This window comes from Nostoc sp. (assembly GCF_036916655.1).
Lineage (GTDB): Bacteria > Cyanobacteriota > Cyanobacteriia > Cyanobacteriales > Nostocaceae > Nostoc.
In genome coordinates, this window is record NZ_JBALFY010000066.1 from 1 (window position 1) to 19,650 (window position 19,650).

Consider the following 19,650-nt stretch of genomic DNA (forward strand, 5'->3'; position numbering starts at 1 on the left):
ATTTTATTTATCATTCTATCAAGTTTTACAATTATCTATGTCATTTTAGAATCTCCCTTAGTTTTTATTAGTAAATAAGATGCGTTTGCCCTGGGTGCAGATCCTCTGCGGGGTATTGTGACACCGAGTAGCGATCCTGAAGATGGTAATCTTAAACTACAAGAGATTGTTAGGAGTTTTGCTGATCGTCTGATTTTAGAAACTGCACGACGCTTTCAAACTCAAGTTCGCCCGGATCATGCCCTAGCTCTTCTAACTAGCGATCAGGGTCTAGCCAGAATGACGATGGCTGAAGGAATGGATGTGTTCTTTTTTGAATCTCGTTCTTTTCCTAAATTTGATGGTAGAAAACTCACTGGCTCTCTTTTTCATCCTTTCAGTCAAAAAATATATACAGTACCACTAACAGATGTTCTTTGGGAATTAGCTGTATCTTTTGGTTGCCTGCGCTTGCAAAATTACAACACTAACGAGTCATTAGAGCTATGGGGCATACCTGGGGAATATACTTGGCAACCACTTCACGTCAAAGATGATCTTCTTTGGGGAAATTTTAACTCTGGAACATCCTCTGCAACAACAGATAATACCTCTATTGCGCTATCAACTGACATAGAAAGCCAAGATCAGACTGATGCAATTTCTAGCCAAAATATAGAAGCAATAGCTAAGGCATATGCATTTAGTCCAGATCAGATGTTCTTACTAATGAAATTGTTAGTAGACAAAGGAGAACTAACTAATCAAGAGGCTCAAGAAAAATTGGGTTTAACACATCAATCTCGCTATAGTTTGTATAAAAATTTTCTGCATAGTGGAAAATTTGTTGAGCTTAATGATAATAAAATTATATGTACAGAATTACTAAAGTTTCTATGGGAAAGTATCTTGAACGAAAATCATATAAAAGTTTTATCTTCTTTGAAGAAAATACCATCATTTGACGCAATATGTAACTATGTAAATCAAAAAAGAAGTGTTGAATATAGCACATTACCAATTTCAAATAAAGCGAAACCAACCTACATCAAGCTTGGCGAGGCAGCCTGTGCTTGGTTGAATATACAAAACCAAAAAATTGTTGCCACTGATAACATACCTGATATACCAGATTTTGCTAATTTAGCAGTAGAGGTTTATAAATTAATTCGTTCACAGGAAGACACAGAATGGATACTTACTGGTCGCTGGTTAGAAGAATTAGCTATTAAATATGCTGTTCATCCCATATTGGCTAGAAAACTAGTGAAAAAAGCACAAGAACAAAACTTAGTGAATGTCTATGCTGAAGGATCTACTCCAGATACTCGTTTTGAACAGCACGATTTGTGGATAATTAAGACAAGTGACGGACTTCCCCAGTTAGAAAAAGTTTATTTGTATCATGGAGATTTTCTTATACCTGGTACATCTGCTGTACGTATCAAGCTAGAAGGAGTTAAAAATGCCTCTTGAAAATCTATTTACAGATGAGGCGACTGCTAACGCACCAGAAGAACAACCCAAATTACTCTATAAAAAGTTTGGTGTGTTGAGTAACCCTTTTCCCAGTGCTGGGCAAACCAGTGGTCATCCGCATATGTCAACAGAAGCAGATAAGCAAGTTGATGCTGCGGTCAAGACATTTTATTCAGATCGCAAGTCTCATGTAATTTCAATAACTGCTAGTCAGGGAATTGGAAAGACTAACCTTCTGAATGCTTATGAAAATGCTTTGCGTGAAAAACTTTCTCAACATGGTTTTTTCGTTATTAGATACGTTCCAGATCCAGAACCATTTTTTGATCCACTCATTAGGTCTATATTTGAAAATTTGGGAGAAGACTACTTACGTCGCTCAATTGATGCACTTGCAAAGAGGAAGCAAGAGGTAGATGATATTGATAAATTATTAGCATTTGTGCGAATGAGCGAAATTAAAATAATGCTTAAGGCTCTTTTGAATGTTATTAATTCCGAAGAAAAACTAAATGAGCGCCTATCTTTAGCATATCAATGGCTTTTAGGATTACCTGTAAGAAAAACTCATCAAACTGAACTGGGAGTCAATTTTCGTCTAGATACTGTAGAAGCGAAAACAAGAGCATTGCGAGACATTGTATATTTTGGTTCAGAAATGAAGACTTTAGAGGGTATTTTTATTCTTCTTGATGAATTGGAAAAACAGAATGGTAGCTTATCAAAAACTATTGTTTTAAGATATTTATCTGCTCTGCGGGCTTTAATTGATGCACTACCTAAATATCTTTTCTTAATGGTTGCTTTAACTACAGATGCCCTTGAACGTTACCGTGAGATGCTTCCAGCTATTAGAGGTCGTCTTGCTAATGAAGTTCAACTTTCACCTATAAGAAATGAAGAGGAAGCCGTAAAATTATTCAAATTCTACTTGGAACAAGCCAAAATGGAAGCCAGAAATTTTGCACAAAAAAAACAATTACAAGAAGGAAATGATGTACTTTTACATGAAGATTCTGCTCGACTCTTATTTCACCAATTATTGAGAGGTAGTAACATTAAAGGCGTGCGACAACGTGATTACCTTAATGCTTTTATGAAAAAGCAGATGAGTCCATCAATGAATCTATGTCGGCATTCTTTTAGTTAAGTTTTTTGAAGCTCTTGCTAACTTTAAGAATTCAATAGGCACTTATCAAGAATAAATCACAGTTAAGCCCTTGCTCAGATTAAATCTAATCAATGGCTTACGTCGTTAATAAGATTTGTAAAATCTAACTTTTCTTCAACGGAGAGGGGGAGATTCGAACTCCCGGAGGTTTTAGCCTCATCCGATTTCAAGTCGGACGCAATCGACCACTCTGCCACCTCTCCAGTAAATCTGTCAAACTTGTGCTGATCCTAGTTTCAGACGCTATTCAGGCGCTTTTGTTGATTAGCACTAAACTTGACAGATCATACTATACCCTATTATCTACGCAGATTGCACTACTGGATGCGAATGTCTACGACACAATACGTGATCGCTCGTACAAAATTTCCCCTTTAGCCACTTGAAAGTCATTCCCTACCCAAACTAGGGAAACTTGCGAAACCACACCCGCCTCTAGGGTGACAATGGAAAAATTACGCAACTTCTCGCCATCATTTTCCACAATCCTGGGGACACTAGCCGCATTTAAGTAAATTGTCCCCTCTGGACTTCTAAAGATGGGTTTGCGCTGCACCTTCTTGGTATGGCGTAAATCTCGGTGCATGTGACCAAATGTCACCAGAGGAATGGTTTTACCAGCAGTCAAGGCATGAGAAATCGCCTCGCCAAAATCTGGATCGCCAAAATCGCCGCCAATTGGGTGCCAGTCTTTGCCGCAGGGGTCTTCGGGGCGATCGCCTAACCCACTCGGCCCATTGTGACCTAAAAATATAATTGTCTCGTAAGCGGCGCTTTTGATCGCTTTCACGATGCGATCGGCGGATTCTTCCAAACTTGTCACACCGTAACGTTCTTGACAGATTTCCGCGAATTTCCACTCTGGGCCACCCCAAGTAAAGGGACGACCCCCCACTACAGTTAAATTCCAAGCGGGAAAATCCAACTTACTGTAACCGACATGGGACGGGCCTAATAAATCGAGTTGTTCCTGTACCCAGTCTTCCTTAGAGCGGTCATAAGGAGCCTTTTTGCGTCCCCATTCGGTGGCGGTGTACCAGGCATCGTGGTTGCCCATTACGGCTGCTTTGGGAATATCGAGAGATGCGATCGCTCTGACCACTTCCACCGATTCATTGCCAAAATCCCCGACAAACAGCACTAAGTCAACACCCAAATGCTTGAGTGCAACGCCATCTTCCACTTCCCATTGGTCGTGAATATCTCCAACTACAGCAATTTTGAGGTTTATCGATTGAGTTTTCTGACTGGTCATGCCACTTTCCTTGCCGTCTATCTCCAGGATATGAAACTCAGCCCGATTTGGACACAACCCCAAAATATCAACCGTCCACTATTTTTGGTAAAAACTACTATAATTGAATCCACAGGACATACATTTGCAACATAAAGCACCCCTAAACTGTGTTTACTACTGCACTAGCTCAACGAGAAAACACCCAACTGGGTGAACTACCACTAGATTTGTTTGCCGCGATTCAGAGTCTCAAAAAAGAACTCAACGCCGTTATCCTGGCGCATTATTATCAAGAGCCAGATATTCAGGATATTGCCGACTTTATTGGGGATTCATTACAACTAGCAAGAGCCGCCGAAAAAACCAATGCGGATGTGATTGTCTTTGCTGGTGTTCACTTCATGGCAGAAACAGCAAAGATACTTAATCCCGATAAATTAGTACTTTTACCAGATTTGAACGCTGGTTGTTCTTTAGCCGACAGTTGTCCAGCAGATGAATTCGCAGCTTTTAAAGCAGCGCATCCGAATCATTTGGTGGTGTCTTATATCAACTGTTCTGCTGATATCAAGGCGATGAGCGATATTATTTGCACCAGTTCCAACGCTGTGAAAATTGTCCAGCAGATACCGAAAGAACAGCCGATTATTTTTGCCCCAGATCGGAATTTGGGGCGGTATGTCATGGAACAGACGGGACGAGATTTGGTGCTATGGCAAGGTAGCTGTGTTGTCCATGAAACCTTCTCGGAAAAGAAAATTGTCCAGTTAAAAATTGCCCATCCCGAAGCAGAGGCGATCGCACACCCAGAATGTGAAAGTAGTGTATTGCGCCATGCCAGCTTTATTGGCTCCACAGCCGCCTTACTCAAATATTGTCAAAGCAGCCCCACCAAAGAATTTATCGTTGCGACAGAGCCGGGAATCATTCACCAAATGCAAAAACTAGCTCCTGACAAGCACTTCATCCCTGCCCCGCCGATGAATAACTGCGCTTGCAACGAATGTCCGTTTATGCGGTTAAACACCCTAGAAAAGCTCTACTGGGCAATGAAAAATCGTACTCCCGAAATTACCATGTCAGAGGATATTCGGCTGGCTGCACTGCGACCAATGCAACGAATGCTGGAGATGAGCGTGTAACCAGTATTTTTTATACAAATGGTAGAGACGCAGTTTTGTTGCGATCTCTACCCACAAGTTATTTTTTCTAATCACTTGCAATTTATAAAACATGGTGCTAAGATTTTAAATCGTGAGACAAATCGGGTCGGTGTCCGAGTGGTTAATGGAGACGGACTGTAAATCCGTTGGCTTGCGCCTACGCTGGTTCAAATCCAGCCCGGCCCACCACTTACGAAGTTATAAGTTATAATGACTGGGTTAAGAGCAAAGCTCCCAGCATTGTAACTTAGAACTAAAAACCAAAGTTATATTTTGCCCGTGTGGCTCAGTGGTAGAGCACACCCTTGGTAAGGGTGAGGTCACGAGTTCAATCCTCGTCACGGGCTTTTTAAATTTATAAAACAATCAATCCAAATTCAAGGGTTTCAGCCTTATTAAGAGATTTAGATGTTCAAAAGCTAAGTTTCTTACTTGCATTTGTGGCTATTCTGACTATAATTTTGACTATGATTTGGCTATGAGCTTGTTTTTTGACTATGATTTGACTATGATTTTTATAGAGCAAATTATTTTAATAGTCAAAATTAATGGACAGAACACAAAAAGCGTCTAAAGGAACACTAAGTATTGAATCATTTCAAAGTCGATTACGTCTGAGACTGCCAAGACAACTTTACGAAGGTACACAAAAATATTTGACTCTGAATTTAGCTGATACGCCAGAAAATCGTCAGCTAGCAGAACAGAAAGCACATCAGATAGAGTTAGACATTGCATCTGGTAGCTTCGATGAAACACTGGCTAAGTACAAGCCACAGAGACATTTATCTATAGTTACTCCTGGCGAACAGCAGAAGATATTAACAATTTCAGACTTGTGGGATAGGTACATTGATTACAAGCGCCCATCTCTAAAACCTAGAACACTGGATAAACTAGCTGTACTAGAAAAACATATTAAACGCTGTCCATATCAAGATTTGGATGAGGGTATAAAAATCAGACTCGCATTGTTGCAACAAACGACTACCTCACAAGCCAAAGATGTACTCATGTATCTTTCAGCAGCTTGTAAATGGGGGATAAAATATGGTTTAGTAACTTTTAATCCTTTTGAAGGGATGTACAATGAGCTTCCCAAACATAAGTGGCAGGATAATTCACAACCTAACGCTTTCAGTGAAGAGGAGAAAGAAAAAATAATTCAGGCTTTTAAAAATCACAAACCATCTAAAGGTATAGGCTACAGCTATTACTCACCATTTGTAGAGTTTTTGTTTTTAACAGGATGCCGACCATCAGAAGCTATCGGTTTGCAATGGAAGCATATTACACCTGATTGTTCTCAAATTACCTTTGAAGGCGCATTAGTTCAGGTAGGAAATGGTGAAAGGGTAAGGGTTAATGGCTCTAAGAACAATAAAAAGCGGGTTTTTAACTGTAACCAACGACTACAAGAATTAATTTTAAAAATCAAACCAGAACATCTTGAGCTGGAATCTTTAATATTTTCATCACCTGAAGGAGTATCAATACATTACAGAAACTTCTCACGTCGAGCTTGGGATAAAATTGTAGACCCATTAGTAGAACGTCAAACCACCCCATATTCGTGTCGTGATACTTTCATCTCTGAGCAAATTGCAAAAGGTGTTCCTACTGCTGTAGTTGCAAAATGGTGTGATAATTCGGTGGATGTTATAGAACAAAAATATCTTGATGCTAAACTTTTAGACCAACTTAAACCGCTTTAGTATTCAGAAATTCACATCCTTACTCAGGCTAAGGTTATGAGTTTTCTCCTTGTTATGGGCTGTTAACTGTTCTTCCACTTTTACATAAGCTTTCTTCACCCAATACCCTCTAGGTGGCTTTTCTACCCCATAAGCTTTACACCATTTTTCTACAGCTTTATCAGACACGCTAAAATCTCTGCCAATTTGTGCTGTTGGCTTTTCCCAAACTAGTTTTTCTAGTTCTTCTTTTGATGGCCTTTCAACTTTTCTAGTGTGAATTCTAGAGTCTGGGTTAACTTTTCTAGTCGTTAAATCAACCCCAAACTCCTTGTAGGTTCGTTTAGAGGCTACTTCAGTAAAGTCTGTAAAATCCTCCCACCAGTAAAACGGTGTAGCTGAATTAGGTATCTGGGTAGTTATGTAGCAACCATTAAAGTGAACTGATGGATAAACAACTTTATCTATGTCAGGCAGATAAACAGCATAAAAGTCAAAGTCATTTACTTTGTACTTCTTCTGATGAGTCCCATTTTTATCTACCCAAATAGTTTTATTGACTACCCTGTTGTCTCCCGCATATTTAGCTTGGATTTTATAAAATTTATCGTCTTTGTAAGCAACAAAATCGAAAGGTAAATGCTCACAAACAAGTGGTGTGAGAATCAAGTATCCTTTAAGCGTTAGATCCGCGATCGCTTTCGTAGCAGCAATATCGCCCTTGTTCTTGGTATGATGCAGCAATAACGAACCCTCAACCGAGGTAATCATCATATCACTTAACGGTGCTTGAGGGTTCATATTAAGTTAAAACGAGCGCGGCAGGGTTCGAACCTGCGACCGATTGCTTAGAAGGCAATTGCTCTATCCACTGAGCTACGCGCCCAAAACAAAACAATGGCTCCTGAAGGAGTCACCTACACTATTATATCGTCTTCACCTACCAAGAAGCAATCAAAAATTGCAGATTTACCACTAGCAAGGCTAAGATGCTAGTCGCTAGTTAGTGCAATCTACACCGAAAACGAAACAGATGGGGTATTGGTTTAGATATATTGTGTTGTCAAGGGGTTATTTGCCCGTTAGCGCTAACGTCCTCTGGGCGGCTACCTTCGGGAAGGATCTGGCGATCGCTAGGCTCATTTTCACAGTATGCTAGGTAATTTCAGCCTTGGCGATACTGCCAAATGCCATTATATATTCCATATTAAGAGTGCCCCTGTGAGGAGTTATTTGCTAGTGCCATGTTTATTCTCAAACGGCAGGATGTTGAAATATCAAGCATTCAGCACCCAAAAAAGGATCAGCAAGTGCCGATTCTCAGTTATCAAGGGCAAACTTTTCGCTTGATTAGTGTTTTTAAAGCTAGTCAAGAAGAAGAAGCTAGAGCCTTATGGAGAGAATTAACGGATAACCGAGGTAAAGCCTGTGTTTTGCTGGAAGAACCCGAACGCTTTAGTGTTTGGGGCAAAATCCGTTTAGAGCAGCTGGATAGTGACACAGGTGGTCATGGCAAAACGGCGATTTTAATCCAAGCCAGTATTTTGCTGTTACAAGGTGTTTCTATCGATATTGAAGAGTTTTTAGGTGCTAGGCAAGTTGCATTATTTGAAAAAGATATTGCCGAAGTATTAAAGCAGAAGCAATTTCCCCAAGCGTCTTCTCTAGAAGCGGTTAAATATTTGGTGTCTACTAATCCTTTGCCGGTAGCCAAAATACCTGATTGGCAAGAAAATCATGTAGTTATTCTGTTACAAGAACTGCATCGATTAGGAAAAGCCTATTTTGGCAATGGTAATTTTACCAAACAAGTAATTTATAAGCTAGAAGATATGCCAGAAGCCGAGCGAGCGCTGTTTATCAATTGGCTAAATCAATCGCCACTGGGTAAACTATGGCAGTAGCATGGAAATTTTTTCAGAAAATTCCGGCCACTGGCAACTTGCTTTTGGTGTCCGATTGTGTATCACTTGGCAGACACACTGCTACATATACAGTCATTTAACTCAAAATACTGCCAGAGTGCATCTACATAAGTCTTGTCCTATGAATAACTCTTACGAGAATTCGTTCCTCTCTAAATCTATTTTCAACACTCAGAACATTGTCTTAGCTAATATTGGCTGGGCTGTACTGGCACTGCTATACTTTTTATTGTTTAGTGCCAAAGTTCCCGGAGCCGATGGCATAGAAATCCGGGCTGAGTGGTATGTGATTGGCACAAATATTTTTGAAGCTTTAGCTTATTTGGCTGCCAGTATCTTATGCTTGAGGAACTGGCTGAGTCCACAAATCGTCAGTGGCCGGAATGTTTGGCTCTTAATTGGGTTAGGTATGCTTTCCTATTTCATTGGAGGGATAATTTTCGGCTATACCGAGATAGTTTTAAAAGATGAACCGGATGTGTCTGTAGGCGATATATTTTTTGTACTGACTTATCTATTACTTGGCGCAGGCATGATTTTAGCTGTGGCTTCCAGGCGAATCAATCTGGAAAAATGGCAGTGGCTAATTGTGTTAGCAATTGCAGTATTTGGTAGTTTGTTGGCATGGTGGATTTCTATGCAACAGGAAACATCCCCGGAACTGCTAGTCGCTATTTTGAATTGGTTTTACGTAGTTAGCGATGTGGTTCTGTTAATTATTGCTACCACTCTGCTGCTAGCCTTTTGGGGAGGAAGAGTTTCCCAGTCTTGGCGAATGATTGCAGCAGCGGCCTTTTCGCTTTACATTGCAGATATGTGGTTTAAATACGCCCAAGGCCCCAATTATCAAAGTGGGGAGATATTAGAAGTGTTTTGGGTGTTTAGTGGAGTGTTATTTGGTATGGGCGCTGCCTTAGAATATGACGCATCACTAAGACGAACGCGGCGTACCAGTACAAGAAAACGAGCTTAGTAAGGATTTTTGGTATCTACCGTGAGAAAATTAACTGACTCTGACAAGCAAGAAATTCTGAAGTTATATCGAGAGACTGCCGAAACAACCTCAACTTTGGCAGACCGCTACGGTGTGAGTAACTCGACAATTAGTCGCCTGCTCAAAAGTACTTTGCCAGAGGATGAGTATGAATACTTAGTCTCTTTAAAGCGGGCTGCGAGAACTCCTGAGGGAAGGGCACAGGTTAGCTACGAGCAGTTACCACTGCTGACTGAACCTGAGCCGGAGATAGAAGTTCCACCCATTGAAAGCCCACCTTTGGAAGTGCCAAAGGTTGAGCCACTACCACGTAAGATAATTCGTGTAGAGCAGGAACTTTACTCAGAGGAAACGGCAGAGTCAATTGCCGCTAGCAGACGGGTGCGGCGACGCCCCTCGGCGGCGGAAAAACCGAAACTCCGAGTCACATCTGAGAAATTAGAAACTCCAGAGCCAAAGCCGCCGGAAATAGTCAGCATCTCTATCCCGCCTCTAAAGGTTGAACATCCAGGAGCGGCTGTCATCGCGCACATGCTGGGTGAAGATTTGCTAGACGAATCAGAGGATTTGGATGATTTAGATGATGATGATTTAGAGGATGACGACTTTGAGGAAGAAGACTTTGATGATGATGACCTGGATGAGGAAAGACCTTTAGTTACAAAACGCAGACCAGGTGAAGCATCAGTTCAAGTTTTACCTCTGTCGGTAGCCAATTTGCCGAAAACTTGCTATTTGGTAATTGACCGTTCCTCAGAATTAATTACCCGACCTCTGAAAGACTTTGGTGATTTGGGGCAAATTCCCAGCCTGGAAACTCAGCAAAGAACTCTGCCGGTGTTTGATAACCATCGTGTCGCCAAGCGTTTTTCTACAAAGCGCGATCGCGTGATTAAGGTTCCAGATAGTAAAATGCTCCATAAGGCTCGTACTCATTTGGAAGCTAAGGGCATCACACGACTGTTAATTGATGGTCAAGTCTATTCTTTGTCTACGGTTTAGGAGTTAGGAGTTAGGAGTTTCATAATTCTTAACTCTTAACTTTTAACTCCTAACTCTAAGTGTAGACAGCCCTTGCAAAACGTTCTGCCAAGTAGATAATGTCTTGTCTACGAGCAATTTGGTTCATCCATTGTTTGGGAATATTTTCTACCCCGTAGTAAATTCCCGCTAACCCACCAGTAACAGCAGCAGTAGTATCGCTATCTCCGCCTAAATTGACAGCTTTCAGTACCGCTTCAGAATAAGACGAGCTATTTAATAAACACCACAGGGATGACTCTAAGGTATCAATCACATAGCCACCAGAATTAATCTCTTCTACTGGTATCTTGGCAATCTCACCACTGAAAACTCTGCCAAAATGCGGCTTTTCTAACAAAAATTCCCGTACAGAATAAATTGTTTGAATATCTTGCAATCCTTGTAAATAAGCTGTTTGCGGGTCAGCCCCTTCTAAGAGCGCCACTGCAATACTAATATAAATGCCGCAGGCCATTTGAGAACGAAGATGAGCATGGGTAATGGAAGAAACTTGATGTACCCGTGCAATCAATTCATCCAGAGATAAACTTTTGTGACAATAAGCCATCGGCAAGATTCTCATCAAAGAACCATTGCCATTACTATTCTCACTACTACCACCTGCTTTCAGGGGTGGAGTTCCTTGTTTCCAGTTGACAATTGCTAAAAATGTGGTGTTACCGATATCAAATACTTCGCCTTGAGCAGTCCAGTAACTTTCGTGATACCAGCGCCAGAAGGAATTAGCAATCGCATCTAGTGAAAATCCCTCACAAAGACATTCTGCCAAACAAAAGGTCAACGAACTGTCATCTGACCACGTACCAGCAGGAACATCCCAAGTTCCATAACCCAGCATTGATGTGACTGGAGATTTTACTCGTTCAGCGCGGCTGGTGAACTCCACTGGCACACCCAACGCATCACCAATACATAAACCCATCAAACCAGACAACGTTTTTGCATCGGTTAGCATTGTTCAACCAGTATGAAACTTTTCTACTACTGATTTTACTTGCGAAAAGGCGCTCATCAAATACTTGGTATAATTCCTCATTCCAAACTAGCTATAGACAGCCCTTGCAAAACGCTCTGCTAAGTAAATAATGTCTTGTCTACGAGCAATTTGGTTCATCCATTGTTTGGGAATATTTTCCACGCCGTAGTAAATTCCCGCTAACCCACCAGTAACAGCAGCAGTAGTATCGCTATCTCCGCCTAAGTTAACAGCTTTCAGTACCGCTTCCGAATAAGACGAGCTATTTAACAAACACCATAGGGACGATTCCAAGGTGTCAATCACGTAGCCACCAGAATTAATCTCTTCTACTGGTACTTTGGCAATCTCACCACTGAAAATTCTGCCAAAATGCGGCTTTTCTAACAAAAATTCTCGAACAGAATAAATTGTTTGGATGTCTTGCAATCCTTGTAAATAAGCTGTTTGCGGGTCAGCCCCTTCTAAGAGCGCCACTGCAATACTAATATAAATGCCACAGGCCATTTGCGATCGCGCATGAGCATGAGTAATCGCCGAAACATCATGCACCCGCGCCAGCAATTCGCCTAAAGTTAAGCTTCTATGACAATAAGCCATCGGCAAGATTCTCATTAAAGAACCATTGCCATTACTATTTTCAACCTTACCACCCGCCTGATGGGGAACAACTCCCTGTTTCAGGCGCATAATTGCTGTGTGGGTAGTTTGACCAATATCAAAGACATCACCACGGGGAGTCCAGTAAGCCTCCTTGTACCAGCGCCAAAAGGAATTGGCTATGGCATCCAACGAATACCCCCTACAAAGGCATTCCGCCAAGCAAAAGCTTAAGGAACTATCATCTGACCAAGTTCCTGGTGGTTGATTCCATGTGCCATAACCCAACATCGTTGTCACTGGAGATTTTACTCGTTCAGCACGGCTAGTAAACTCTACTGGCACACCCAACGCATCACCGACACATAAACCCATCAAACCAGACAACGTTTTTGCAGCGGTTAGCATTATTCAATCTCCACAAAAATTGCTCAAAATTAACTTTATAGATTCCCTCTATAGCTTGTTGCAACAGATGTTACAGCCTACTTTTTCATCATCTGTGAAAATCTCGGCAAAAAATTGTTATTCGGGTATTTTATTTACCAGATACTTACTAAGTTTTAGTTCCAAATATTGTGCCAGTTTTCAAAGCGTCTATTTTGGGAACAAAGAACTCGGACTAAAAGACATTGAATGTAATTATAACAGCTAATTTATTATTTTCAGAGATAGTTAGCTTGTAAATTATAGGCATCAATAGAAACATTCATTTAACAAAGCTTAGAAAAAATTCGGAACATTCTCACACGATTTTCGACTTGGAATATACAAGTAAAAAATACAAATTTTGGACAAAAATATGAAACGCTTACTCAAGTCTTTCTTGACAATTTCTGCATTGTCTTCCTTAATAGTTACTCCTTTTGTTCTATCAGCTGGTCAAGCTTCTGCTGAAACCAAAAAGGGTACTGATGCTAGTTATGTTGGCGCTGGTGTTGCAGCTGGCGTTACTAGTGGCGGACAAGGTATCAACGACGATGCTACATTTGGCGGTAATGTCACAGGTCGCGCAAAGTTAGGAAATACGCCGTTTTCTGCACGCGGTAATGTCCTCTGGAGCGATAAGACAAGTGCTATCATCCCAGAACTTTCTGTGGATGTACCCATCGCTAATAAAACTAATGCCTATTTAACTGGTGGTTATTCTTTTGTAGAGAAAGATGGCTCACCAACTCCCATAGGTAATAGAGATTCAGTAGTGCTAGGTGCTGGCGTTGAATCGGAAGTTGCTAACAATTTCCTCGTCTACACTAATGCCAAAGTCGGACTTGGTGCTTACCAAAATAGTGATGCTTCTGCTGTTAGCATCAATGGTGGTATTGGCTATCGTTTCAAATAAAAGATTATTGAGTCCTCATTCGCTCTATACTTTACTTAAGTACTCAGGACGGGCTAAACGCCCCGCTACCGCTAACAGCACACAAAACTCATTACTCCTAAAAGCTGGTTTTGTTAAGTGTTAGATCACTGATAAAGCCGGCTTTTGCCGTGGTAAAATAAAAGTATTCCTCATTATTCCGGCCGGATTACCGGGGATCAAGTAGCCGAAGGGTGCTGATTCGGCGTCTACTAATGCTTTATTGAGAATCCTATACAAGTCTAATGGTTAAATCTGCTCCTTCCCCAATCGCTAGCCGTAAGCCTTCCAAAGTCGAAGGAATCAAGGAAAATAGTAATTTTTTGCGTGAACCTGTAGCAACTGAGATCCTGCAAGATACTACCCATTTTACTGAAAATGCGGTACAGCTTTTGAAGTATCACGGTTCTTACCAGCAGGATAACCGCGACAACCGCACCAAGGGACAGGAAAAAGATTACCAGTTTATGCTGCGGACAAAAAATCCGGGTGGTTTAGTACCGCCAGAGCTATATCTGGCTTTAGATAAAATCGCTGATGAGTATGGCAACCACACCTTACGAGCAACTACCCGTCAAGGTTTCCAACTGCACGGAATTTTAAAGAAGAATCTTAAATCAGCAATTGCCACCATTGTCAAAAACCTGGGTTCGACTTTGGGAGCTTGCGGCGACATTAACCGCAACGTGATGGCACCACCAGCCCCCTTTAAGAATCGCCCAGAGTATCAGTATGCTTGGGAGTATGCCCAGAATATTGCTGACTTGCTGACAGCGCAAACAGGCGCTTATTACGAAATTTGGTTAGATGGGGAAAAGGCAATTAGTGCTGAAGAAGCCCCAGAGGTGAAGGCAGCGCGACAACGCAATGGGAATGGCACAATTATCCATGACAACGAAGAACCGATTTATGGCACGTACTATATGCCCCGCAAGTTTAAAATTTGCGTGACTGTGCCAGGGGATAATTCGGTAGATTTGTATTCCCAAGACCTGACTTTGGTAGTAATTACCAACAAGAAGAAACAATTAGAAGGATTTAATATTTTTGCAGGTGGTGGTTTAGGCAGAACCCACGGTAAGGAAGAAACTTTCGCTAGGTTGGCAGACCCCATTGGTTATGTGGCGAAGGATGACGTTTACGACGTGGTGAAAGCGATTGTTGCTACCCAGAGAGATTATGGCGATCGCACCGATCGTCGTCATGCCAGATTAAAATATTTAATCAACGAATGGGGTGTAGAGAAATTCCGCGCCCAAGTTGAAGAATATTTCGGTAAACCAGTTGAAGCCTTCAAACCACTGCCAGAGTTTAAATATCACGACTTCCTCGGCTGGAATGAACAAGGTGATGGCAAGCTATTCTTAGGAATTTCCATTGAAAATGGTCGAGTCAAGGATGAAGGTTCGTTTCAACTGAAAACCGCCTTGCGGGAAATTGTCGAGCAGTTCAACTTACCCATCCGCCTCACATCCAACCAAAATGTGATTTTTTACGATATCGAACCAGATAGCAAGGAAGCTATTCAAGATATTCTTAGCCGTCACGGTGTCGGAGACAACCCTAGTAAAATCGAACCTTTAGTGCGGTATGCAATGGCTTGTCCGGCTTTGCCTACTTGCGGCTTGGCAATCACGGAATCAGAACGAGCAATACCAGGTATTTTGGAACGGGTTCGCGCTCTATTAGATAAAATAGGTTTACAAAAAGAACATTTTGTGGTAAGGATGACAGGATGCCCTAACGGGTGCGCTCGTCCCTATTTAGCAGAATTGGCTTTTGTCGGTAGCGCTCCCGAATCTTACCAGCTATGGTTAGGGGGTTCGCCAAATCAGACTCGACTGGCACAACCTTACACAGAAAAGCTGCACCATAATGACTTGGAAAGCTTCTTAGAGCCGATTTTTGTTTACTTTAAGAAATCTCGGAAATCGAAGGAAAAATTCGGTGATTTTTGTGATCGCGTTGGTTTTGATGCCATCCGCGAATTTGCTGCTAGCTACGAACCCCAAACAGCCAATGGTACAAGTAAATCACGCCATCGGGTGAACTTGAAAGAAGAAGTTTATAGCAAGTTGAAGGAAGTAGCAGAAAGCCAAGGTAAGCCGATGACTCAGTTGGTAACTGAAGCGTTAGAGGTTTACTTCCAGAATCTTTCGTAAGCCGAAAAATTGAAGATAATGAAATCAAAGAGAGACACAGATAAATCCATCTGTGTCTCTCTCGCGTAAATCCTAATACAGTTAGGTAACACATCCACAGGAAGACTGAACTATGGTAACAACAGCAAAATTCGCAGAAACTAGGGATGTGCTGCAAAACATCAGCTGGCAGACATTCAAAGCTATGCTGGCAGATATGGGATCTGAGCGAAATAAAAGGCTAGCTTATGACAACGGAATAGTAGAAATTATGACCCCCCTGATGCCACACGAGAACTCAAACCGTCTCATCGAAGGTTTTGTTCTTGTGTTGTGTGAAGAATTTGGTTTAGAAGTTAAAAGCGCTGGCTCTTTGACTATGACGCGGGATGATTTAGAGCAAGGAGGAGAGCCGGACAGTAGCTACTATATCCAAAATGAATTGTTAGTCCGCAACAAAGAAAATATTGACCTGAATACAGACCCACCACCAGACATAGTGCTGGAAGTGGAATATTCCAGACCCAAGATAGACAAGTTAAGCCTTTATGCTTCAATGGGAGTCCCAGAATTCTGGCGGTATAACGGAAATGTGTTGCGCGTTTACACCCTCAATAGTGGACAATACTCGCAAAGCGATCGCAGTCCAACTTTTGCACCTGTGCTGGTGACAGAGATTCCCCGATTTATTCAAGAAAGCAAGAAAGTTGGACAGATAGCAGCGACTCGTGTTTTCCGTACCTGGGTTAGAAAACAGATATCTACAGCAGGGCAGTAGTTTATTAAGAAAAATGTCCCAACTGCAAAGAATTGCGATCGCACCCTCCCAACTCCAACAAGGGCAAATTTTGCTCACCAAAGAACAGCAACATTATTTGGGGCGCGTGTTGCGCTTGCGTGAAGGCGATCGCTTTATTGCAATGGATGGTAAAGGAAAATGGTGGTTAGCGCAGCTTACAGGCGAACAAGCAGAGGTTTTAGAACCGCTTTTAGTAGAAACTGAATTACCTGTAGCAATTACCTTGATGGTGGCGTTGCCCAAAGGCAATGGATTTGATGAAGTAGTGCGGTGTTGTACAGAGTTGGGAGTAACTTGTATTGCACCAGTATTGAGCGATCGCACTTTACTTGATCCTAGTCCTCAAAAGCTCGAACGTTGGCGGCGCATTGCTGCCGAAGCTGCTGAACAATCAGAACGCTCATTCGTGCCGACAATTTTAGAGCCTGTTGCTTTTAATACGGGCTTGTCATTAGTCATTGGTCATTTGTCATTTGCAAACAGCCAGCAATATATCTGTGAAGCGCGTGGTGAGTTTCCCCATTTAAAACATTGCTTACAGCACAAAGGACAAATGACCAATGACAAAGGACAAGAAACAATTGTCATTGCGACTGGCCCAGAAGGGGGATGGACAATACAAGAAATTGAGAATGCGGAGGCAGCCGGATTTCAACCTGTTTCCCTTGGTCGCCGCATCCTAAGAGCAGTTACAGCCCCAGTAGTAGCATTATCCTTGATTTCCGCAGCTTGTGAAGTATAAATGATTTATAGCTCACGCAAAAGTAATTTTGGGTGAGACATCACTCCAGCGTGTATTTAAAGTGATGATTGAGCAAGTTGCGATCGCCTTTGAACATAAAGACTATCAAACAGCAGCTAAATTACTCAAACAGCTGCAAAAAGAATCACCCGAAAATCCTTGGGTACAATTTTATCTTGGTCGGCTGCATGAAGTATCTGGAAAGCGTCAAAATGCAGAAAAAATTTATCGGCAACTACTGCGAGATACGACAAATACCAAAATAGTGGCGCTAGCACGCCAAGGTTTGCGACGACTACAAGAAATGGAACTAGAAGAAAGACAAAGAGCCATTTCCCAAGCAAAATCTGAACCAAATAACACCGAACTTGGCGTACTAGTTTTAGAACCGCTTAGTAATGAACTGAAAACAGAAGCGTCTCGAAAATTCGCCCAGATTATGCAGCTAGACCCCTACACTGCGCGGCTATTAATGCCAAGTCGTGGCTGGAGGTTATACCGCACTGGTCAAATTGGAGAACTAAAATTTTATGGAAAACAGTTACAGCAGGCTGGCATTCCTTGCTTTTGGGCAACAATAGCTCAAATTCAGCAAATTCAAGTTTATCAAGTCAAACATTTCCAAGAATCTAGCCCACAAGCTACTATTGTTTGCCGTAATGACACAAATCAACTCGGTTCTCTCACCTTTGACTGGTCAGAAGTCACAGCCAGAGTAGTAGGACTATTACCTATTTTTGAACAAGTTGTAGATGTCGATCCCTACCATAAACTCGAATGGAAAACTCAAACACAAGATTATGCTCAGTTTTGTGATTTACACATACCTGGTAGACGTTGCATTCTCCGATTTTATGATAACGGCTATGAATTCCAGCAAGGTTTAGAAATCATTCCCCAAGCTAGCCAAAATACAATTAGAATTAATTGGAATAATTTATCTAGTTGGATTAACCAGCAACTACCTCAAGTCAAAATATGGTCAGATTTCACATCTTTTGCGGATACAACATTAGATCAAACAGAAATGCTGAGTCATATCAAGTCTCACATTAATCTATTTCGTCGGGAGCAGAGTAATTGGGATTCCGCTTTTCATTTATATAGTGGACTGGTGTTTGTTAAATAATTTGTAGATAAATAGAAATGACGCGCTTTATACATGATACTCGATTTTGCTTGCCAAATCGAATTTAATCGGAGTAACGGCAAAAAGCAACGGCGTAGGATACGTTAGATTTTAGGCTAAGACACTGCTCTTTTTATTAAAGAATTCAGTGATGAACTCATAACACCTTTCATTTTGGCTATTGCCATTAGCAATTCTAAATTATCCTGACTCCATTTTTTCATATTCGGGGAAAGATTGGAATTAGATTCTATTAAAAATTCCCGTGTTTTTATATCTTCAGGATATTTTGGTTCCAACAAAATAATTAAATCAGAAGACTGAATACTTTTATTATCTTCATCATAAATAAGTTCTAGTTTAAAGTTATAAATATATGATATACGTATCAAATATGATGCCTGTTCATTACTAGAAATTTGTTGCTCGTTTTTGGGCAAAAATAAAGTAAACGTAAATCTATCTACATCATTACAACTCACGCACTGGGAAATTTTAAAATTTTCAGTATGAACAATTTCGGGTTGTATATTTAAATAATTTTCTGTAACAAAATTCAATGGTAAAGTGACATTAAAATTTATATCTGATGGTAAAGAAATTTGGTAGTCACAGCTAGATGGAACAGTTCTACTCCGCTGCATTTCCATAGCTGGCGCTGGCGCATAAGCTAGCTGCTCATTTATTTCAAGTCTAGGTAAAACCCAACTTTTCAGCACCCAGGCATTATGAAATAGAAACTTAGCATTTTTCAAGAAAGCAACCTGATTGCCAATATTACGGACTTTCAAATCAATTACACAAGAATTAACAGAGCCTTCAAGGGAAATATCAACAATTTTGATTAACGAATCATTGTTTGGCAAAGAACGATGAGAAGAACTAGTTTTATAGTTAGCTTTTGCTAGCCAGTCAGTAACTTCTCTCCAGTCTTTTAAGCTGTTAGAAGGTCGCTTAGTTAGTACTTCGATGTAGCGATACAATCCTCTAGATAAATCAACTCTTAAACCCCTAACTTCCCGATTGATTGCAGTAGCTATTTCACTAGGACTATAACCACAAAGCAATCCCTTCAGACAAGTTATTTCCAATGGTGTCAGTTGTTTGGGTTTACCAGAAATTTGCTGTTTGGCAGAGGTGATATCTTGGCACAAACTTGCTAAATCCCAGTCATTTTCAGCTTGCATAAAGGGTTGGGGAATTGGTGTCATTGTTGG

At 41.1% G+C, this 19,650-nt stretch carries 18 protein-coding genes and 4 tRNA genes; 15 read left to right on the plus strand and 7 right to left on the minus strand.

Annotation, left to right across the window (positions count from 1 at the left end; genetic code table 11):
- Positions 1-117: 117 nt before the first annotated feature.
- Positions 118-1,455 (plus strand): hypothetical protein, encoded by a 1,338-nt coding sequence (locus V7L31_RS17315; protein ID WP_334697384.1) that lies wholly within the window; start codon positions 118-120, stop codon positions 1,453-1,455.
- Complete coding sequence (locus tag V7L31_RS17320) at positions 1,445-2,608, plus strand: P-loop NTPase fold protein (protein ID WP_334697385.1); 1,164 nt, start codon at positions 1,445-1,447, stop codon at positions 2,606-2,608. The genes V7L31_RS17315 and V7L31_RS17320 overlap by 11 nt, the downstream gene beginning before the upstream one ends.
- Positions 2,609-2,747: 139 nt before the next feature.
- Here V7L31_RS17320 and V7L31_RS17325 read toward each other — a convergent pair.
- Together V7L31_RS17325 and V7L31_RS17330 are read right to left on the minus strand one after the other, a co-directional pair.
- Positions 2,748-2,832: transfer RNA gene (locus tag V7L31_RS17325), tRNA-Ser, on the minus strand.
- Positions 2,833-2,963: 131 nt separating this feature from the next.
- Positions 2,964-3,884: a TIGR04168 family protein gene (locus V7L31_RS17330; protein ID WP_334697386.1), complete on the minus strand. Its 921-nt coding sequence runs from the start codon at positions 3,882-3,884 to the stop codon at positions 2,964-2,966.
- Between V7L31_RS17330 and V7L31_RS17335 the strand changes: the two genes are divergently transcribed.
- The 5 genes from V7L31_RS17335 to V7L31_RS17355 all read left to right on the plus strand — a co-directional run bounded on the left by V7L31_RS17335 (position 3,864) and on the right by V7L31_RS17355 (position 6,744).
- Positions 3,864-4,019 carry a hypothetical protein gene (locus V7L31_RS17335; RefSeq protein ID WP_163937771.1) on the plus strand — a complete coding sequence of 52 codons (156 nt, stop codon included), beginning with the start codon at positions 3,864-3,866 and terminating at the stop codon, positions 4,017-4,019. The genes V7L31_RS17330 and V7L31_RS17335 overlap by 21 nt on opposite strands.
- Before the next feature lie 14 nt (positions 4,020-4,033).
- Complete coding sequence (gene nadA, locus V7L31_RS17340; protein ID WP_334697387.1) at positions 4,034-5,008, plus strand: quinolinate synthase NadA; 975 nt, start codon at positions 4,034-4,036, stop codon at positions 5,006-5,008.
- Between the two features lie 124 nt (positions 5,009-5,132).
- Positions 5,133-5,218, plus strand: a tRNA-Tyr gene (locus tag V7L31_RS17345).
- An 86-nt stretch (positions 5,219-5,304) separates the two neighbouring features.
- Positions 5,305-5,376: transfer RNA gene (locus V7L31_RS17350), tRNA-Thr, on the plus strand.
- Between the two features lie 201 nt (positions 5,377-5,577).
- Complete coding sequence (locus V7L31_RS17355) at positions 5,578-6,744, plus strand: Arm DNA-binding domain-containing protein (protein ID WP_334697388.1); 1,167 nt, start codon at positions 5,578-5,580, stop codon at positions 6,742-6,744.
- 3 nt (positions 6,745-6,747) lie between these two features.
- Here the strand turns inward: V7L31_RS17355 and V7L31_RS17360 are convergent, their stop codons facing one another.
- Together V7L31_RS17360 and V7L31_RS17365 are read right to left on the minus strand one after the other, a co-directional pair.
- On the minus strand, positions 6,748-7,524 hold the full coding sequence (locus tag V7L31_RS17360; RefSeq protein WP_334697389.1) for a group I intron-associated PD-(D/E)XK endonuclease: 777 nt from the start codon (positions 7,522-7,524) through the stop codon (positions 6,748-6,750).
- Positions 7,525-7,536: 12 nt separating this feature from the next.
- Positions 7,537-7,609 (minus strand) — tRNA-Arg (locus V7L31_RS17365).
- A gap of 358 nt (positions 7,610-7,967) precedes the next feature.
- Here V7L31_RS17365 and V7L31_RS17370 point away from each other — a divergent pair.
- The 3 genes from V7L31_RS17370 (at position 7,968) to V7L31_RS17380 (ending at position 10,644) form a co-directional block, all read left to right on the plus strand.
- Positions 7,968-8,627, plus strand: a complete 660-nt coding sequence (locus V7L31_RS17370; protein WP_292849581.1) for an Npun_F0813 family protein — start codon at positions 7,968-7,970, stop codon at positions 8,625-8,627.
- A gap of 142 nt (positions 8,628-8,769) precedes the next feature.
- Entirely contained in the window at positions 8,770-9,621 is an 852-nt protein-coding gene (locus tag V7L31_RS17375) for a hypothetical protein (protein WP_334697390.1), read from the plus strand.
- 21 nt (positions 9,622-9,642) lie between these two features.
- Complete coding sequence (locus V7L31_RS17380; RefSeq protein ID WP_334697391.1) at positions 9,643-10,644, plus strand: transposase; 1,002 nt, start codon at positions 9,643-9,645, stop codon at positions 10,642-10,644.
- A gap of 55 nt (positions 10,645-10,699) precedes the next feature.
- On the opposite strand, the gene V7L31_RS17385 is transcribed toward V7L31_RS17380, so the two are convergent.
- Together V7L31_RS17385 and V7L31_RS17390 are read right to left on the minus strand one after the other, a co-directional pair.
- The gene (locus V7L31_RS17385) at positions 10,700-11,641 is read right to left on the minus strand and encodes an ADP-ribosylglycohydrolase family protein (protein ID WP_334697392.1); all 942 of its coding nucleotides are present in this window, start codon (positions 11,639-11,641) and stop codon (positions 10,700-10,702) included.
- An 87-nt stretch (positions 11,642-11,728) separates the two neighbouring features.
- A complete protein-coding gene (locus V7L31_RS17390) occupies positions 11,729-12,670 on the minus strand; it encodes an ADP-ribosylglycohydrolase family protein (protein WP_334697393.1) in 942 nt (313 codons plus the stop codon).
- A 394-nt stretch (positions 12,671-13,064) separates the two neighbouring features.
- Here V7L31_RS17390 and V7L31_RS17395 point away from each other — a divergent pair, with 394 nt between their 5' ends.
- The 5 genes from V7L31_RS17395 (at position 13,065) to V7L31_RS17415 (ending at position 18,433) form a co-directional block, all read left to right on the plus strand.
- Positions 13,065-13,604 (plus strand): hypothetical protein, encoded by a 540-nt coding sequence (locus V7L31_RS17395; protein ID WP_334697394.1) that lies wholly within the window; start codon positions 13,065-13,067, stop codon positions 13,602-13,604.
- A 263-nt stretch (positions 13,605-13,867) separates the two neighbouring features.
- Positions 13,868-15,784, plus strand: coding sequence for a sulfite reductase, ferredoxin dependent (gene sir, locus V7L31_RS17400; protein WP_334697395.1), 1,917 nt, complete (start codon positions 13,868-13,870; stop codon positions 15,782-15,784).
- A 112-nt stretch (positions 15,785-15,896) separates the two neighbouring features.
- Positions 15,897-16,541: a Uma2 family endonuclease gene (locus V7L31_RS17405; protein ID WP_334697396.1), complete on the plus strand. Its 645-nt coding sequence runs from the start codon at positions 15,897-15,899 to the stop codon at positions 16,539-16,541.
- A gap of 13 nt (positions 16,542-16,554) precedes the next feature.
- Positions 16,555-17,304: a 16S rRNA (uracil(1498)-N(3))-methyltransferase gene (locus V7L31_RS17410; protein WP_334697397.1), complete on the plus strand. Its 750-nt coding sequence runs from the start codon at positions 16,555-16,557 to the stop codon at positions 17,302-17,304.
- A gap of 64 nt (positions 17,305-17,368) precedes the next feature.
- The gene (locus V7L31_RS17415; protein WP_334697521.1) at positions 17,369-18,433 is read left to right on the plus strand and encodes a tetratricopeptide repeat protein; all 1,065 of its coding nucleotides are present in this window, start codon (positions 17,369-17,371) and stop codon (positions 18,431-18,433) included.
- Positions 18,434-18,549: 116 nt separating this feature from the next.
- Here the strand turns inward: V7L31_RS17415 and V7L31_RS17420 are convergent, their stop codons facing one another.
- On the minus strand, positions 18,550-19,620 hold the full coding sequence (locus V7L31_RS17420) for a hypothetical protein (RefSeq protein ID WP_334697398.1): 1,071 nt from the start codon (positions 19,618-19,620) through the stop codon (positions 18,550-18,552).
- Positions 19,621-19,650: the final 30 nt, after the last annotated feature.

Excerpts from the sequence above, each read along its gene's own strand:
- sir (WP_334697395.1), top strand. The coding sequence starts at position 13,868 with ATGGTTAAATCTGCTCCTTCCCCAATCGCTAGCCGTAAGCCTTCCAAA.
- V7L31_RS17405 (WP_334697396.1), top strand. The coding sequence starts at position 15,897 with ATGGTAACAACAGCAAAATTCGCAGAAACTAGGGATGTGCTGCAAAAC.
- V7L31_RS17375 (WP_334697390.1), top strand. The coding sequence starts at position 8,770 with ATGAATAACTCTTACGAGAATTCGTTCCTCTCTAAATCTATTTTCAAC.
- V7L31_RS17410 (WP_334697397.1), top strand. The coding sequence starts at position 16,555 with ATGTCCCAACTGCAAAGAATTGCGATCGCACCCTCCCAACTCCAACAA.
- V7L31_RS17355 (WP_334697388.1), top strand. The coding sequence starts at position 5,578 with ATGGACAGAACACAAAAAGCGTCTAAAGGAACACTAAGTATTGAATCA.
- V7L31_RS17385 (WP_334697392.1), bottom strand. The coding sequence starts at position 11,641 with ATGCTAACCGATGCAAAAACGTTGTCTGGTTTGATGGGTTTATGTATT.
- V7L31_RS17395 (WP_334697394.1), top strand. The coding sequence starts at position 13,065 with ATGAAACGCTTACTCAAGTCTTTCTTGACAATTTCTGCATTGTCTTCC.
- V7L31_RS17330 (WP_334697386.1), bottom strand. The coding sequence starts at position 3,884 with ATGACCAGTCAGAAAACTCAATCGATAAACCTCAAAATTGCTGTAGTT.
- V7L31_RS17370 (WP_292849581.1), top strand. The coding sequence starts at position 7,968 with ATGTTTATTCTCAAACGGCAGGATGTTGAAATATCAAGCATTCAGCAC.
- V7L31_RS17320 (WP_334697385.1), top strand. The coding sequence starts at position 1,445 with ATGCCTCTTGAAAATCTATTTACAGATGAGGCGACTGCTAACGCACCA.
- V7L31_RS17360 (WP_334697389.1), bottom strand. The coding sequence starts at position 7,524 with ATGAACCCTCAAGCACCGTTAAGTGATATGATGATTACCTCGGTTGAG.
- V7L31_RS17415 (WP_334697521.1), top strand. The coding sequence starts at position 17,369 with ATGATTGAGCAAGTTGCGATCGCCTTTGAACATAAAGACTATCAAACA.
- V7L31_RS17420 (WP_334697398.1), bottom strand. The coding sequence starts at position 19,620 with ATGCAAGCTGAAAATGACTGGGATTTAGCAAGTTTGTGCCAAGATATC.
- V7L31_RS17390 (WP_334697393.1), bottom strand. The coding sequence starts at position 12,670 with ATGCTAACCGCTGCAAAAACGTTGTCTGGTTTGATGGGTTTATGTGTC.